Below are 14,752 nucleotides of genomic sequence, written 5' to 3'. Positions count from 1 at the left end.
GCGTCCACGGCACGCGTCAGACGGCCGCCAGGGCGGACGTCGGCGGGATCCGCGCTGCGCGTGCCGCCGGGTAGAGCCCGGAGACCCCGCCGATGACGACCGTGGCACCGAGCCCGGCGACGACGGCCCACACCGGCAGTGCGACCGGCCACCCCTGCGTGACGGCGAAGACGACCGTCACCGCGACGCCGAGCACGACACCGGCCAGCCCGCCGAGGAACGACAGCAGCAACGACTCGACCAGGAACTGGTCGCGGATGCTGCGACGACGGGCCCCCAGCGCACGACGGACGCCCACCTCGGCCCGCCGTTCCAGGACGGTGATCACCATCGTGTTCGCCACCCCGATGCCACCGACGAGCAGCGCCACCCCGCCGATGCCGACCAGCAGCCCGGTGAAGGAGTCGTCCGTGGCGTCCTTCGCGGCCAACGCGTCCGACGGCCGTGTCACGCCGACGTCCTGCGGTGCCCCGGGTCGGACCGCACCGGCGAGCAGGTCCCTCGACCGCTCGACGTGCGCCGGGTCGACGCGCGTGTAGACCGCGGTCGGGGCCCCGTCGAAGCCCAGCTGCCCGGCGGACCCGCGGGGCACGAACACCCGCGAGTCGAGGTCCTCGGCGAGCGCGACGGGTTCGAGCACCCCGACCACCTGCACCCACCGACCGCCGATCCACACCCGGCTGTCCGGATGCAGGTCGTCGAAGCCGAGGACCGCGGCCGCCCGTGCCCCCAGCACCACCTGCGGCGGCGCCCCGGCTGCGTCGTCGATCCACCGCCCGGCTGCGAGCTGCCCGCCGAGGACCCGCGGCACGTCGCCCCACGCGGCGAGCACCTCGAGGCCCTTCGTCTCGGGCGCCGGGACGTGGTCGTTCCGGTACACACCGGTGTCCGGCACGATGCCGACGGCCGCGGCCGACTCGATGTCGTCCTGCCGCAGCACCGACTCGAGTGCGGTGGACGGCAACGGGACCGGTTCGCCGAGGCCCTGCGCCTGGGTGAGGGTGAGCACGTTCGTGCCGAGCGTGTCGAGCACCTGGTCGACCTCCGCCTTGCTCGACGACGAGATCCCGACGACCGCGAGCATCGCCGCGATGCCGATCGCGATGCCCAGCGCCGACAGCACGACGCGACCCGGACGGGTCCGCAACCCGAAGACGCCGAGGCGGAGCAGGTCGACCGCGCCCACGGACCGACGCCGGCTCATCGGGCGACCTCGTCGACGACCGGCGTGACCTCGTGCTCGATCCGGCCGTCGCGCATCCGGACCTGCCGGGGCAGCGACGCCGCCAGGTCGAGGTCGTGCGTGATGACCACGACCGTCGTGCCCGCCGCGTTGAGCTCGCGCAGGAGCTCGACCACCGCGGCACCGGACGCAGTGTCGAGTGCACCCGTCGGTTCGTCGGCGAGCAGGATCGTCGGGTCGCCCACGACGGCCCGCGCGATGGCGACGCGCTGGCGCTCACCGCCGGAGAGCTGGTGCGGTCGGTGGTCCACCCGGTGCGCCAGGCCCACTCGGCCCAGGGCCTCGACCGCCAGTCGGTGCCGCTCGCGCCGGGGCACGCCCTGGTAGAGCAGGCCGTCGGCGACGTTCTCGGTGGCGGTCGCGCCGGCCTGCAGGTGGAAGTGCTGGAAGACGAACCCGATGTGGTCGGCACGGAGCCCGGACAGGGCGTCGTCGGACATCGTCGCCACGTCGTTGCCGGCGATCGTCACCGTGCCGGACGTGGGACGGTCGAGGGTCCCGACGACGTTGAGCATCGTCGACTTGCCCGACCCCGACGGGCCGACGACCGCGACGAGTTCGCCCGCGGTGACCTCGAGCGACACCCCGCGCAGGGCTCCGACGTCGCCGTACGTCTTCGTGACGTCCCGGAGCGACAGGACGGAGTCGGGTCGCAGCACGGAGTCGGGTGGCAGCACGGCGGCGGGTGGCAGCACGGCGGCGCTCATCCGGGCACCACCACGCGGTCGCCGGCGGTCAGGGCCCCGGTGACCGCGATCCGTCCGTCCGCGCTGAAGCCGGGCTCGACCCGGACCCGCTCCGTCGTGCCGTCCCGCTGCACGACGTCGACGGCGTACCGGCCACCGGCGCGCGCGACGAGTGCGGCGACCGGCACCGACAGGACGTCGTGCTCGGTGGTGCCCTTCGCGTCGACCTGCGCGGACGCTGCCGCGGGCAGTGTGCGCTTCCCCGGGTCGAACGACACCGAGACGTCGACGGCCGTGCCGCCGTCCTCGCTCGTCGTCGGCTGCACGTCGACGACCGAACCGGGCATGGCCGCCCCGGCGCCGTTGACCCGGACCTGGACGTCGGTGCCGACCGCGAGCCGCTCGGCGTCGCGCTGGGGCACGGTCGCCGCGACCACGCGCCGGGTGCTCGTGACCTGCAGGACGTCACCCGCCGCACCAGCACCAGCACCAGCACCAGCCGTACCCGCCCCCGCACCCGCTCCGCCGGCGATCCGCTCCCCGAGCCGACCGTCGACCGAGGCGACCCGGACCGCGCCGTCGACGAAGGCGACGTCGTCCGCCGTCAGCACCGCGGTCACCTCGTGTCCGCGGTCCTGCTGCCACTGCCGGACGGCTCGCTCGGTCCGTGGACCGAACCGGTCGTCCACGGACACGTCGTACCCGAGCGCGGCCAGGTTCTCGTTGAGCTGCCGCACGTCGGCGCCCTGCAGCCCCCGCTCCAGGTCACGCCAGAGCGGCACGGTGCCGTACATCGACCGGACGTCCCGCTCGTCGACGGCGTACAGGGCCCCGTCGCGTTCGATGACGTCGCCGGCGCGGGGCAGCCAGGTGATCATGCCGGCGGCGGCCCCGGGGACCCCCGTCGCCGCGCCGTACCCGAGCGTCCCGGCGAACACCTTCGAGTCGGTCAGGTCGCCGCGCGTGACCGTGGCGGTGGCTCCGGTCGACGCAGTCCCGCCGCGCGACCCACTGCTGGCCGAGGCTCCCGGACCAGTCGGCACCGTGGCGAGGGCCCACGTCCCGACCCCCGCGGCCACCGCCGCGACGAGGCACACCGACACGATCGTCCGGCGTCGGGCCCGCCGGTGGCTCACGATCCGGCTCCGCCCCGGACGGCCTCGAAGGCCGCGTCGGTGCAGGTGCCGGCGGCCTCGTCGAACGCCTCTCGGTCGTCGGGCTGGAACCGGCTCTGCGCCTCCTGGTCGTCCGGGAAGTCCGGGAACCCCTGCTCCCGCAGGCACTCCGCCGTCTTCCTCGCGATCTCCTCGCTGCCCGGCATCGGCTGCGCGGCCTGCGCGTCGCCGGCCGCTGCGGAGTCGTCGAGGCAGCCCTTGAGGTCCTCCTGGTACTGATCGGGATCGACGCCGTCGGGTGCACTGAGCTGCATCGCCCCGCCACCCGTGCCGGGGTCGGGCACGTCGTAGCCGCGGTCGCGCATGCACTCGGCCAGGGCGACGCCGGGCGCCGCACCCCCGGCCGCAGTCGTCGTGTCGTCGTCCGGTGCCGTGTCCGAGCAGCCGACCAGCAGCAGCGGCAGCAGGACGACGGCCGCGGCCGCGCTCATCAGGGACCGGGTGCGACGAGTGGTCGTCATCGTGGTGTGGTTCATGTCCCCAGCACACCGGAACGGCTGTTTCGCCCCGCGTGCACGTCGGGTTGCACCGGCGAAACACGGACCCGGACGAGCAGCCCGCCGGCCGGCCGTGCGGCGATCGACAGTCGCCACCCGTGGGCGCGCACGATCGCGGCCACGATCGACAGCCCGAGACCGCTGTGCTGCCCGCGTGCGTCGTCCGTCCCGCCGCGGCGGAACGGTTCGACGAGCAGTCCCGCCTCGTCCGCCGGGACCGCCGGCCCGCCGTTCTCGACGACGAACCCGTCGGGCTCCGTGGTCACCAGGACGGCACCGCCGGGTTCGTTGTACTCGACGGCGTTGCCGACCAGGTTGCCGAGCAGCTGCCGCAGCAGCGTCGGCTCCCCCGGTACGACCAGGCCGGGAGGCCCGGTGCGGCGCTCGTGGGTCAGCGTCACCCCCGCCTCGGCCGCGTCTCGGGCCGCCCCAGCGACGACCTCGGCGGTCACCTCGTCCAGGTCGACCGCGCGCGTCGCACCCGCCAGCCCGCGATCGGCCTCGGCGAGCACGAGCAACGACTCGACCAACCGCTCGGTCCGACGGTTCTGCTCGAGCAGCTCCGCCCGGACCGCTCGGACGTCGGCGGGGTCGGCGTCGTCGTGCAGCCCGATCTGCACCGCCGCGCGCTGCACCGCGAGGGGCGTCCGGAGTTCGTGGGACGCCTGGGCGACGAACCGACGCTGGCCCTCGAACGCGGTCTCCAGGCGGGCCAGCAGGTCATCGACGGTGCGTGAGAGTCGCCGGAGCTCGTCGTCCGGACCGTCCAGCGCGATGCGCTCGTGCAGGTTCGACGCCGAGATGCGGTTCGTGGTCGCGGTGATCCGGTCGATGGGGCGGAGGACCCGGCGGCTGACGAGCCAACCGATGCCCCCGGCCGCGAGCCCGGCACCCGCGATCCCGACCGCGGACCACTGCCACTGCTGCACGGCCACGAGCCGGATCACCGCCGCACCGTCGTCGTCGGCGCCGTCCGCCTCGATCGGGGCCGGAGCGGTCGTGGCGCCATTCGATCCGGACGGGGCGCGCTGCACGGCCGCAGTGTCGAGGCCGGCACCGACACCGGCCAGCGACATCGTGTTCGTGAAGAGGACGACCCCGGTCGCCAGCGCCATGGCCGCGAGCGCGAACGTCAGAGCCGTCCGGGTCCGGATGCTCCACAGCCCGGGCCGTCGCCTCACAACGCGTAGCCCTGGCCGGGCACCGTCCGGATCGGGTCCGGGTCCCCGAGCTTCCGGCGGAGTTTCGACATCGTGACCCGTACCGCGGCGGTGAAGGGGTCGGTGTTCACGTCCCAGACCTTCTCGAGCAGGTGTTCAGCGGAGACGATCCGGCCGTCCGCACGGAGCAGGGTCTCGAGCACCCCGAGTTCCTTCGAGGTCAGGTCGAGCGGGCGACCGTCACGTGTCGCCATCCGCCGGTTCGTGTCGACGACGAACCCTGCACGCTCGAGCACCGGGGCGACGGGTGCGACGCTCCGCCGACCGAGCGCGCGCACCCGGGCGACGAGTTCCGGGTACTCGAACGGCTTGGTCAGGTAGTCGTCGGCACCGAGCTCGAGCCCGTGCACACGGGCGCTCAACGTCGTCGCGGCGGTGAGCAGGAGGATCCGCGTGAGTGCACCGCGGGCGGCCAGACGCCGTGCGACCTCGTCGCCGTGCAGCCCGGGGACGTCACGGTCCAGCACGACGACGTCGTAGTCGTGCACCGCCAGCAGCTCGTCGGCGTCGTCGCCGCGGTAGGCGACGTCCACCGCCATGTCCTGCCGGGTCAGGCCCGTCGCGACCAGGTCGGCGAGGGCCCGTTCGTCGTCCACCACGAGTACGCGCATCGGTACATCACACGTGATGTACCTCTGCCGGACCTGGGAAGTGGATCAGGCGTCGAACGGCACCTCGCCGTCTTCGCTCACGCCGGCACGCTGTCGGTAGGACAGGTGTCCGCCGAGGTACCCGCCGACGCTGACGACGGCGAGACCCGCGAAGCCGAGCAGCTTGCCGGCGCCGTGGTTGCCGCGCTTCCGCTGCAGCCACGACAGGCCGTACAACGACAGACCGGTCCAGTTCACGGCCTGGTGCACCCATCCGGTGCGGAGCTGCTCGCGGTTCAGCTCGGACCAGTCGACGTAGCCGGCGACCGAGGCGCTGCTCGCCGAGACGACCCCGACGCCGACCAGGGTCTTGGCGGCCTTCGCGTTGCCCTTCCCGCCGACCAGGTCGAGCACCGCGGCGGAGATCCAGGCGCCCAGGGGCACCTGCACCATGAGCGGGTGGATCGGGTGGCCGAACGGCACGCCGTGCAGCAGCTGGCGCAGGGCCTTCGGCTTGGCGAGGGCGTTCACGACGGCACGGTCGATGTCGACGGCCTTGTCGAGCACGCTCGCGTGCTCGACGGCGTCGGTGAGGCGACGGATCGCGCGGATCTCAGGCATGCCGTGGACGGTAGACGAACGGCCCGTCACCGGTCCCAGGAACCGGTGACGGGCCTCCCGTCCGTCTTGGTGGGCTACTCCTCGACGATCTCGGCCAGCTCGAAGGGCTCGACCGTCAGACCGTCCCCGTCCGCCGCGACGTCCACCCGCACCGTGTCGCCGTCGCGGACGTCACCCGACAGGATGGCGCGTGCCAACCGGTCGTCGATCTGCCGCTGCATCAGGCGACGCAGGGGCCGCGCGCCGTACAGCGGGTCGTACCCACGCTCCGCCAGCCAGCCGCGTGCCTCGGGGGTGACGGCGAGCTCGAGCCGGCGGTCGGTCAGACGGCGGGCCAGCCGGTCGACGTAGAGCGACACGATCTGTCCGAGGTCGTCGGCCGTCAGGGCCTGGAACACCACGATGTCGTCGAGACGGTTGATGAACTCCGGCCGGAACGCCTGCTGCACGAGCTCACGGACGGCCTCTTCCCGCTGCGCGTCGCTCAGGGACAGGTCGGTCATGAACTGCGACCCCAGGTTCGACGTCAGCACGAGGATCGTGTTCCGGAAGTCGACCGTGCGCCCCTGGCCGTCGGTCAGTCGCCCGTCGTCGAGCACCTGGAGCAGCACGTCGAACACCTCGGGGTGCGCCTTCTCGATCTCGTCGAGCAGGATCACCGAGTACGGACGGCGGCGGACCGCCTCGGTCAGCTGCCCACCGGCCTCGTACCCGACGTACCCGGGCGGGGCACCGATCAGGCGGGCCACGGAGTGCTTCTCGCCGTATTCGCTCATGTCGATGCGGACGAGGGCCTTCTCGTCGTCGAACAGGAACTCGGCGAGCGCCTTGGCCAGCTCGGTCTTGCCGACGCCCGTCGGCCCGAGGAACAGGAACGAACCGGTCGGGCGGTCCGGGTCGGAGATGCCGGCGCGGGTGCGACGGACGGCCTCGGACACGGTGGTCACGGCGGTGCGCTGCCCGATGATCCGGCGGCCGAGCTCGCTCTCGAGGTGCAGGAGCTTCTCGGTCTCACCCTGCAGCAGCCGACCGAGCGGGATGCCCGTCCACTGCGCGATGACCGCCGCGATGTCCTCGTCGGTGACGCTGTCGTTCACCATCCGGTCGGCACTCTCGGCCTGTTCGGCGGCGGCGAGCTCGGCCTCGATGCGGGGCTTCTCGCCGTACTCCAGCCGGGAGACGAGTTCGTAGTCGGCCTCGCGCTGGGCTCGCTGCGACCGCATGTTCAGGTCGTCGAGCTGCTGCTTGAGCTCACCGATGCGGTTCAGGCTCGCGCGCTCGGCCTGCCAGCGCTGCTCGAGCTCGGCCAGCCGTTCCTCGCGCGTGTGCAGCTCGTTGCGCAGGGTTTCGAGGCGGGCCTTGGAGGCGTCGTCCTTCTCCTGCTTGAGCGCGAACTCCTCGACACGCAGACGGTCGACGTTCCGCTTCAGCTCGTCGATCTCGACCGGGCTGGAGTCGATCTCCATGCGGAGTCGGCTCGCGGCCTCGTCGATCAGGTCGATGGCCTTGTCGGGCAACTGGCGGCCGGAGATGTACCGGTTCGACAGGCTCGCGGCGGCGACCAGTGCGGAGTCGTTGATCGTCACCTTGTGGTGCGCCTCGTAGCGCTCCTTGAGCCCGCGGAGGATCGCCACGGCGTCCTCGACGCTGGGCTCACCCACGTAGACCTGCTGGAAGCGCCGCTCCAGCGCGGCGTCCTTCTCGATGTACTCGCGGTACTCGTCGAGGGTCGTCGCGCCGATGAGCCGGAGCTCACCGCGGGCGAGCATCGGCTTGAGCATGTTCGAGGCCGCCACCGACCCCTCGCCGCCACCGGCACCCATCAGGGTGTGCAGCTCGTCGATGAACGTGATGACCTGCCCGTCGGAGTCGTTGATCTCCTTGAGCACGGCCTTGAGTCGCTCCTCGAACTCGCCGCGGTACTTGGCGCCGGCGATCAGGGCGGAGATGTCGAGCGAGATGAGCCGCTTGTCCTTGAGGGAGTCGGCGACGTCGCCGGCGACGATGCGCTGCGCGAGCCCCTCGACGACGGCGGTCTTGCCGACGCCGGGCTCGCCGATGAGCACCGGGTTGTTCTTGGTGCGTCGCGTCAGCACCTGGGAGACGCGCCGGATCTCGGCGTCGCGTCCGATCACGGGGTCGAGCTTGCCGCTGCGGGCGATCGCCGTGAGGTCGATGCCGTACTGCTCGAGGGCGGTCTTCTGCCGTTCTTGCGAGTCAGGAGCGCCCTGGAGGTTCGCCATGCGTTCCGTCCTTTCGTTGCGGTGGTCCTGGAGTTGAGTCTATTCCACTCAACTTACTTGCGCTCGGACGTATTCCGGATCCCCACCGCGCAGACGACGGCACCGGCCAGCAGCAGGAGCGCCATCACCACCATGGCCCGGTGCAGCCCGTCGACGCTCACCTCGCCGCCGAGCACCACGCCGGCCAGTGCCACCGTGACGAGTCCGGCGATCCGCGCGACCGCGTTGTTCACGGCCGAACCGGACCCTGCCTCGGACTGCGGCACCGACCCGAGCACCGCGCTCGTCAGGGGTGTGACCATCAGGGCGATGCCCACGCCGATCAGCACCAGCCCGGGGAACACCGACCACCAGTAGCCGATCGGGTCGTCGCCGGCGAGCAGCAGCAGGAGCGCCCCGACCGCCCCCACTGCCGGCCCGGCAGCCATGAACCACCGCGGGCCGAACCGACCCGCCGCGGACCCCACGGCGGTGGACAGCGCGAGCAGCATGATCGTCGGCGGCAGCGTCGCGAGGCCGGCGAGCCAGGCCGGGAACCGCCAGACCTCCTGCAGGAACAGCGTGACGACGAAGAACACCATGCCGAGCGCGCCGTAGATGGACAGTGTCGCGAGGTTGCCGACCGTGAAGTTCCGCGCCCGGAACAGCTCGAGCGGCACGAGCGGCGACCCCGTCGTCCGGGTCACCCGCAGTTCCCACGGCACGAAGGCCACGAGTGCGGCGGCACCGAGCACGAGGGCACCCACCACCACGGGTGCACCCCACCCCAACCGCTCCTGCTCGATGAGTCCGAGCACGACCCCGCCGACCCCGACCACCGCGAGCACGGCCCCGACGACGTCGATGCGTGGGCGCACCGCAGGGTGCACGTCGCCGGTGATGCGCAGGACCAGCGGGATCGTGACGGCGATCGGCACCGCGGTGAGCACGAAGACCCACCGCCACCCGATGCCGTCGACCACCAACCCGCCGACCACGGGACCGAGGATCGTGGCCGCGCTCGACCACGCCGTCCACGTGCCGATCGCCTTCGCCTGCGCCGCCCCGCGGAACGCCGCGACGATGAGGGCGAGTGCACTCGGCATGACGAGTGCCCCGCCGACGCCCTGCAGCGCCCGCGCGACGATGAGCACCTCGCCGGTCGGGGCGATGGCGCACGCCACGGACGCGATCCCGAAGACCACGAGCCCCCACGTGATGATCCGGACCCGGCCGAACAGGTCGGACAGGCTGCCGGCGACCAGGATGAGCGAGCCGAGGGTGACCAGGTAGGCGTCGACGACCCACTGCTGCACGACGAGTCCGCCGCCGAGCTCCTGCCGGATCGCGGGGAGCGCGACGTTCACGACGCTCGAGTCGAGCCCGACGACGAACGACGCCAGGATCGCCACCACCAGCACGATCCGCCGGTCGTCCCGGAGCGGCGCGACTCCGTGCGGCACGGGGGCCGGGACGGGAACGGGAGCGGTCATGTGCTCATCCTGCGGCACGGGGTACCCCGCGGTCGATCCCGCACGACGAAGCCCCCGCGACCGATGTGGTCGCGGGGGCTGCCGACAGGACGGGGCTGGGTGTCCTAACGCCGGGAGTCGGTGTTCGGCTGCGCGCTCGGCCCCGGGTTCAGGACCGGACCGGCGGTCGGCTCGGCGGGAGCGTTCTGGACGGTGCTGTTGTGCACCGTGCCGTCCGGCGCCGTGCCGTTGGCCTGAGCCTTCTTCTCGTCGTCGGACATCTCCTTCTTGAAGATGTTGATCGACTGGCCGAGGCCCTTGGCGAGCGCCGGGAGCTTGGTCGCGCCGAACAGCAGGATGACGATCCCGAGGATGATCAGCAGGTGAATGCCGCCGAGGTTTCCGAGCATCATGACTCCTTGTTGTGGAACTGGTCGCCGTCCGGTGATCGTCGTCGACCCACGCGGCGGAAGTCCGTGTGCGTCCATCGTAACTCCCCCACCCCTGGATGCCCAGGCCGGGCACCGGAACGGACACCGTTCGTACAGGGAAGCGCAGCGCTCTCAGTACGCGCCGCGGGACCGCAGCACCGACGGGACGGTGCGGGCGAGGATCACGAGGTCGTGCAGGAACGACCAGTTCTCGACGTAGTGCAGGTCGAGCCGGACCCCTTCGGCCCAGTCGAGGTCCGATCGGCCGCTGACCTGCCACAGGCCGGTGATCCCCGGGGTCACGAGGAGTCGGCGGTCCGCGAAGTCCTCGTACAGCGCGACCTCGCGTGGCAGGGCAGGCCGCGGGCCGACCAGGCTCATCGAACCGGTGAACACGTTCCACAGCTGCGGCAGTTCGTCGAGTGAGGTCCGTCGCAGGAACGCACCGACCCGGGTCACCCGCGGGTCGTCCTTCATCTTGAACAGCGGACCGGCGCCCTCGTTCTCGGACTGCAGGGCAGCCATGCGCGCCTCGGCGTCGACGCACATGGTCCGGAACTTCAGGATCGGGAACTCCGCGCCACCGCGACCGACGCGGACCTGCCGGAAGAAGACCGGCCCGCCGTCGTCGGCGCGGATCGCCAGCGCGACCACGGCGAGGACGGGGGAGAGCAGCGTCAGGCCGAGCGCGGCGCCGACGACGTCGAGTGCCCGCTTGCCCGCGCGTCGGCGGTAGTCGGGCGTCTCGACGTGCATGAGCGGCAACCCGTCCACGGGGCGCTCGTGCACCCGCCCGGCGGCGATGTCGGCCAGGGGAGAGGACACGACGAGCTCGACGCCGTGCTCCTCGAGCTGCCACCCGAGTCGCCGCAGGCGCGCGTGCCCACCGCGCACCGCACCCGCGACGACGACGGCCGACACACCCTCGGCCCGGGCGTGCGCGAGCACGTCCTCGATGCCGCCGACGACAGGAGCCGTGGCCACCCCCAGGTCGACCTCGGCCCCGACCGGAGCACAGTCCGTCACGACGGCACGCACTCGGTAGCCGGCGCTCGGTGCGGCGGCGATCCGCGCGCCCACGTACCGGACGTCCTCGGCGTCGCCGACGATCAGGACGTCCTGCAGGTGCTCACCCCTGGCACGGCTCCGAGCGAGCACCGTCCGGACCCCCTTGCGGCCGAGCGCCAGGAACACGAGCCCCAACGGGAACGCGATCGCGACGTACCCGCGAGCCAGGTCGAGCTGCGCTGCGTACGCCACGACCGCGACACCGGCGACCGCGACGAGGCTCGCGGTGACCAGGCGGCGGTACTCGTCGCCGCCGATGCCGGCGATCCGGGGGTCACGGGTGCGGAACACCGAGAGCAGGAGCATCCACACCACGACGATGGCGGGGGCCACGACGAACTCGAACCAGCCGGACCGCGGCCGGACGGACGCGAGCTCCCAGGGGAACCGCGCCACGTGGGCGATGACGAACGCGGCGAGCAGCAGCACGAGGTCGAGCAGCGCCACCGCGGGGACGAACCCTCGGCGCGCCCCCGCCGGAGCGATCGTCCGGTGCGACGCGGTGACCCCTGCGGCCCCGGCAGGGGAAGAAACAGGGACGCTCGGGTGCAGCGCGGTCGGGTGCAGCACGGTCGGCACCGCCCCGGTGGGTGGGCGCATGGCGAGCGACATGTGAGACCTCCTGTCGACCGGTCGACGAGGAGGTCGATCGGACGCCGGAGTCGCTCAGGTCACGACAACGAGCGGCGCGGGAATAAATATATCAGCGTGCCGTACTGCATATCAACGAGCGAGCGCGCGGTCCAGACTCCAGAGGACCGGCTCCGTTCGCAGCGCCGGCACGTCCGCTTCGGTCACACCGCCGAGCCGGAACACCACCCGTTCCCCGGGCAGCAGCGTCATGAACCCACGATCGACCGTGCCGCCGTCCGCGACCCGGTCCGGCTGCACCAGCAGGTCGCGCACGAGCGAGTCGGCCTCGACCGTCAGGTCCAGACCGCCGTCGACCACCGCGAACGAGGTCCGGTAGCGGGCGGGCTCCCAGCGGATCGCAGCGTCGGGGCCGGGGGTCCAGACCGCGCGGCGCCAGTCCATGTCCGCGACGATGAGCTCGTTCGCAGGGTCGTCGACGACACCGACCGACTCGGGCAGCGACACCACCGCGACGCCGGCACCGGACAACCGGACCGGCAGTGACACCTCGGCCAGGATCGTGCCGGCCGTGGTGATCCGGCGCACCCGCACCACGCTGTCGTGACCGGTGCGGGTCGACCGGACGGCCACCTCGACCGGTGAGGACCCGAACGCGCCGGGCGAGACACCCAGCGAGAGCGTGTCCGCGAGCTCGCCCAGGTCGGCCGTCTCACCGACCGCAGCCGACCCACCCGGGTGATCCGGGCCTCCAGTCCGCTCCGCACCCGACGCACCCGACGCATCTGCGGTACCGGCCGCACCCGGCGTCACCGACACCGACGACACCGGACGGATCGTCAGCAGCACGTCGTCGTACAGGCGGCGCAGCTCGTGCGCCAGCGGCTTCAGCCGCCCCGCCGAGTCGATCGCCGACCACGACGACACCGGCCACAGGTCGTTCAGCTGCCACACCACGACGCCGGTGTTGCGCGGCCAGTGCGTGCGCCAGTGCTCGATGCCGGTCGCGATCGCCCGCGCCTGCTGCAGCTGCGTCAGGTAGTGCCACGCGTCGAACGCGGCCGGGTCGACCGCGCCGAAGCGCGGCTCCAGCCCGCGGGCCAGCTTGGCCATCCCGTCGGCCGCCTTCTGGTGGTGGACCACACCGGGCGAGTCCACCCGGAGCGGCGAGTCCGTGACCGCCTCGCGCAGCGTGCGCCAGGCGGGCGGCGCCTGCCAGCCGAACTCGGACACGAACCGCGGCACCGACTCGCGGTAGGCGGTGTCGGGCAGCCGGTTCCAGACGTCCCACGAATGGTGCGTCTCGTGGTCGACCTCGTTCGCGGGCAGCGACTCGGAGCCGGACCACGGCGACGCGACCGTGTAGAAGCGCGACGGGTCGACGGCGTCGACGATGGTCGGCAGCAGGTCGAGGTAGTAGTCGAGTCCCCAGCCCCGATCGCCCAGCTCCGCACCCCAGCCGTCGGCGTCGTGCAGCCAGATGTTCTCGTTGTTGCCGTTCCAGACCACCAGCGAGGGGTGACGGGCGAGCCGGGCGACGTTGTCCCGCGCCTCGGCGATGACCTCGCTGCGGATCGGCTCGACCTCGGGGTAGGCCGAGCACGCGAACGGGAAGTCCTGCCAGACGAGCAGACCGAGTTCGTCGCAGACCTCGTAGAAGTCGCGCGATTCGTACACTCCGCCGCCCCAGACGCGCACGAGGTTCGTCCCGAGCGAGGCCGCGGTACCCAACCGGGACTCGAGTCGGGCACGGTCGACGCGCGAGATGATGACGTCGTCGGGGATCCAGTTGACGCCCCGGACGTCGATGAGCGTGCCGTTGACGTGCACGGCGAAGGGGCGACCGATGCCGTCGACCTGGGTCTCGATGCGGGTCGACCGGAACCCGGTGCGGAACGTGTCGCGGTCGAGCACCTCGCCGTCGACGGTCTGCAGCTCGACCACGACGTCGTACTGCGGCTGCGCACCGTAGCCGTGCGGCCACCAGCGCCGCGCCTCGGGGACGCGCACGGTGACGACCGTCTCGTCGTCCTTCGGGGTCAGCTGCGCGCGGGACCGCTGGCGTGTGGTGCCGCCGTCCTCGGTCTCGCCGCTGACGGTGACGACGAGCACGAGGTCGTCGTCCTCGCCGTCCTGGTCCAGGTCGTTCATGCCCGAGCGCTCGACGGTGATGTGCGCATCGAGCACGCCCTCGCCGGCCTCGACGTCGACGAGCGGGCGGACCTCGCGCAGGCGGGCGGTCGACCAACGCTCGATCGCGACCGGCCGCCAGGGGCCGCTCGTGACCGCCGTCAGGCCCCAGTCCCAGCCGAAGTTCGACGCCATCTTGCGGATGTACGGGAACGGCTCGTCGTACGGACCGGGCATGCTGCCCGCCTTCGCGGCGACCCGGCCGGCCTCGCGGTAGGGCGACTCGAACAGGATCTCGAGGTCCTTCGTGGTACCGCCGGACCCCGTCTGCACCCGGGCGTCGAACCGGTACCGACGGTGCATGTTGCGGGTCGTGCCCACGACGACGCCGTCCAGGCTGAGCTCCGCGACCGTGTCCAGGCCGTCGCAGACCAGGTCGACGCGCTCGTGGCCCCGCGGGTCGACGTCGACCGTGCGGCGGTAGGCCCAGTCGGCGCGTCCGACCCACTTGGCAGGCTGCTCGTTCAGGTGGAACGTCGGGTCCGGCAGCAGGCCCTCCCGCTCCAGGTCGGTGTGCACCTGGCCCGGCACCGTCGCCGGGATGGCAGGGCCCGCGACACCGTCCGGTGCGCCGGTTCCCCCGGCCAGGGTCACTGTCCAGTCGTCGCGGAGTTCCTCGCGTTCGAGGGTCATGCGGGTCCTTCTCTTCGGCGGCAGGGTGTCCGTCAGCCTCGGTCGGGGACGCCGACCGGCGGTCCGACCCACGGCCGGTTCCCACGGCCTGGAGGCTCGGCACCGGTTGCCCG

At 72.3% G+C, this 14,752-nt stretch carries 12 protein-coding genes; all 12 read right to left on the bottom strand.

The genetic code is table 11. The features are described 5' to 3' along the window. Positions 1-16 precede the first annotated feature (16 nt). Complete coding sequence (locus DEI85_RS02350; RefSeq protein WP_181436361.1) at positions 17-1,204, bottom strand: ABC transporter permease; 1,188 nt, start codon at positions 1,202-1,204, stop codon at positions 17-19. Then, positions 1,201-1,950: an ABC transporter ATP-binding protein gene (locus DEI85_RS02345; RefSeq protein ID WP_258369768.1), complete on the bottom strand. Its 750-nt coding sequence runs from the start codon at positions 1,948-1,950 to the stop codon at positions 1,201-1,203. The genes DEI85_RS02350 and DEI85_RS02345 overlap by 4 nt, the downstream gene beginning before the upstream one ends. Then, positions 1,947-3,065 (bottom strand): peptidoglycan-binding protein, encoded by a 1,119-nt coding sequence (locus DEI85_RS02340; protein WP_146248993.1) that lies wholly within the window; start codon positions 3,063-3,065, stop codon positions 1,947-1,949. Before DEI85_RS02340 ends, DEI85_RS02345 begins: the two co-directional genes overlap by 4 nt. After that, a complete protein-coding gene (locus DEI85_RS02335) occupies positions 3,062-3,580 on the bottom strand; it encodes a hypothetical protein (protein WP_111123497.1) in 519 nt (172 codons plus the stop codon). Before DEI85_RS02335 ends, DEI85_RS02340 begins: the two co-directional genes overlap by 4 nt. Then, a complete protein-coding gene (locus DEI85_RS02330) occupies positions 3,577-4,716 on the bottom strand; it encodes a sensor histidine kinase (RefSeq protein ID WP_111123498.1) in 1,140 nt (379 codons plus the stop codon). The genes DEI85_RS02335 and DEI85_RS02330 overlap by 4 nt, the downstream gene beginning before the upstream one ends. Positions 4,717-4,778: 62 nt before the next feature. Then, complete coding sequence (locus tag DEI85_RS02325) at positions 4,779-5,432, bottom strand: response regulator transcription factor (RefSeq protein WP_111123499.1); 654 nt, start codon at positions 5,430-5,432, stop codon at positions 4,779-4,781. A gap of 45 nt (positions 5,433-5,477) precedes the next feature. Beyond that, positions 5,478-6,032: a DUF2231 domain-containing protein gene (locus DEI85_RS02320; RefSeq protein ID WP_111123500.1), complete on the bottom strand. Its 555-nt coding sequence runs from the start codon at positions 6,030-6,032 to the stop codon at positions 5,478-5,480. Positions 6,033-6,106: 74 nt separating this feature from the next. Beyond that, positions 6,107-8,275: an ATP-dependent Clp protease ATP-binding subunit gene (locus tag DEI85_RS02315; protein WP_110858750.1), complete on the bottom strand. Its 2,169-nt coding sequence runs from the start codon at positions 8,273-8,275 to the stop codon at positions 6,107-6,109. A gap of 53 nt (positions 8,276-8,328) precedes the next feature. Further along, positions 8,329-9,747: an MFS transporter gene (locus DEI85_RS02310; protein WP_111123501.1), complete on the bottom strand. Its 1,419-nt coding sequence runs from the start codon at positions 9,745-9,747 to the stop codon at positions 8,329-8,331. A 104-nt stretch (positions 9,748-9,851) separates the two neighbouring features. Continuing rightward, a complete protein-coding gene (tatA, locus tag DEI85_RS02305; protein ID WP_110858933.1) occupies positions 9,852-10,136 on the bottom strand; it encodes a twin-arginine translocase TatA/TatE family subunit in 285 nt (94 codons plus the stop codon). A 153-nt stretch (positions 10,137-10,289) separates the two neighbouring features. Beyond that, positions 10,290-11,837: a sugar transferase gene (locus DEI85_RS02300; protein ID WP_111123502.1), complete on the bottom strand. Its 1,548-nt coding sequence runs from the start codon at positions 11,835-11,837 to the stop codon at positions 10,290-10,292. A gap of 111 nt (positions 11,838-11,948) precedes the next feature. Then, positions 11,949-14,639, bottom strand: coding sequence for a glycoside hydrolase family 2 protein (locus DEI85_RS02295; protein WP_111123503.1), 2,691 nt, complete (start codon positions 14,637-14,639; stop codon positions 11,949-11,951). Positions 14,640-14,752 lie beyond the last annotated feature (113 nt).

This window comes from Curtobacterium sp. MCBD17_026 (assembly GCF_003234895.2).
GTDB lineage: Bacteria > Actinomycetota > Actinomycetes > Actinomycetales > Microbacteriaceae > Curtobacterium > Curtobacterium flaccumfaciens.
The sequence above is the reverse complement of the archived record's forward strand: the minus strand, read 5'-3'. Positions and strand labels throughout refer to the sequence as shown.

What these genes read in the sequence shown, in the direction of transcription:
- DEI85_RS02350 (WP_181436361.1), bottom strand. Translation starts at nt 1,204, where the DNA reads ATGAGCCGGCGTCGGTCCGTGGGCGCGGTCGACCTGCTCCGCCTCGGC.
- DEI85_RS02345 (WP_258369768.1), bottom strand. Translation starts at nt 1,950, where the DNA reads ATGAGCGCCGCCGTGCTGCCACCCGCCGCCGTGCTGCCACCCGACTCC.
- DEI85_RS02335 (WP_111123497.1), bottom strand. Translation starts at nt 3,580, where the DNA reads ATGAACCACACCACGATGACGACCACTCGTCGCACCCGGTCCCTGATG.
- DEI85_RS02330 (WP_111123498.1), bottom strand. Translation starts at nt 4,716, where the DNA reads ATGGCGCTGGCGACCGGGGTCGTCCTCTTCACGAACACGATGTCGCTG.
- DEI85_RS02325 (WP_111123499.1), bottom strand. Translation starts at nt 5,432, where the DNA reads ATGCGCGTACTCGTGGTGGACGACGAACGGGCCCTCGCCGACCTGGTC.
- DEI85_RS02320 (WP_111123500.1), bottom strand. Translation starts at nt 6,032, where the DNA reads ATGCCTGAGATCCGCGCGATCCGTCGCCTCACCGACGCCGTCGAGCAC.
- DEI85_RS02315 (WP_110858750.1), bottom strand. Translation starts at nt 8,275, where the DNA reads ATGGCGAACCTCCAGGGCGCTCCTGACTCGCAAGAACGGCAGAAGACC.
- DEI85_RS02310 (WP_111123501.1), bottom strand. Translation starts at nt 9,747, where the DNA reads ATGACCGCTCCCGTTCCCGTCCCGGCCCCCGTGCCGCACGGAGTCGCG.
- tatA (WP_110858933.1), bottom strand. Translation starts at nt 10,136, where the DNA reads ATGCTCGGAAACCTCGGCGGCATTCACCTGCTGATCATCCTCGGGATC.
- DEI85_RS02300 (WP_111123502.1), bottom strand. Translation starts at nt 11,837, where the DNA reads ATGTCGCTCGCCATGCGCCCACCCACCGGGGCGGTGCCGACCGTGCTG.
- DEI85_RS02295 (WP_111123503.1), bottom strand. Translation starts at nt 14,639, where the DNA reads ATGACCCTCGAACGCGAGGAACTCCGCGACGACTGGACAGTGACCCTG.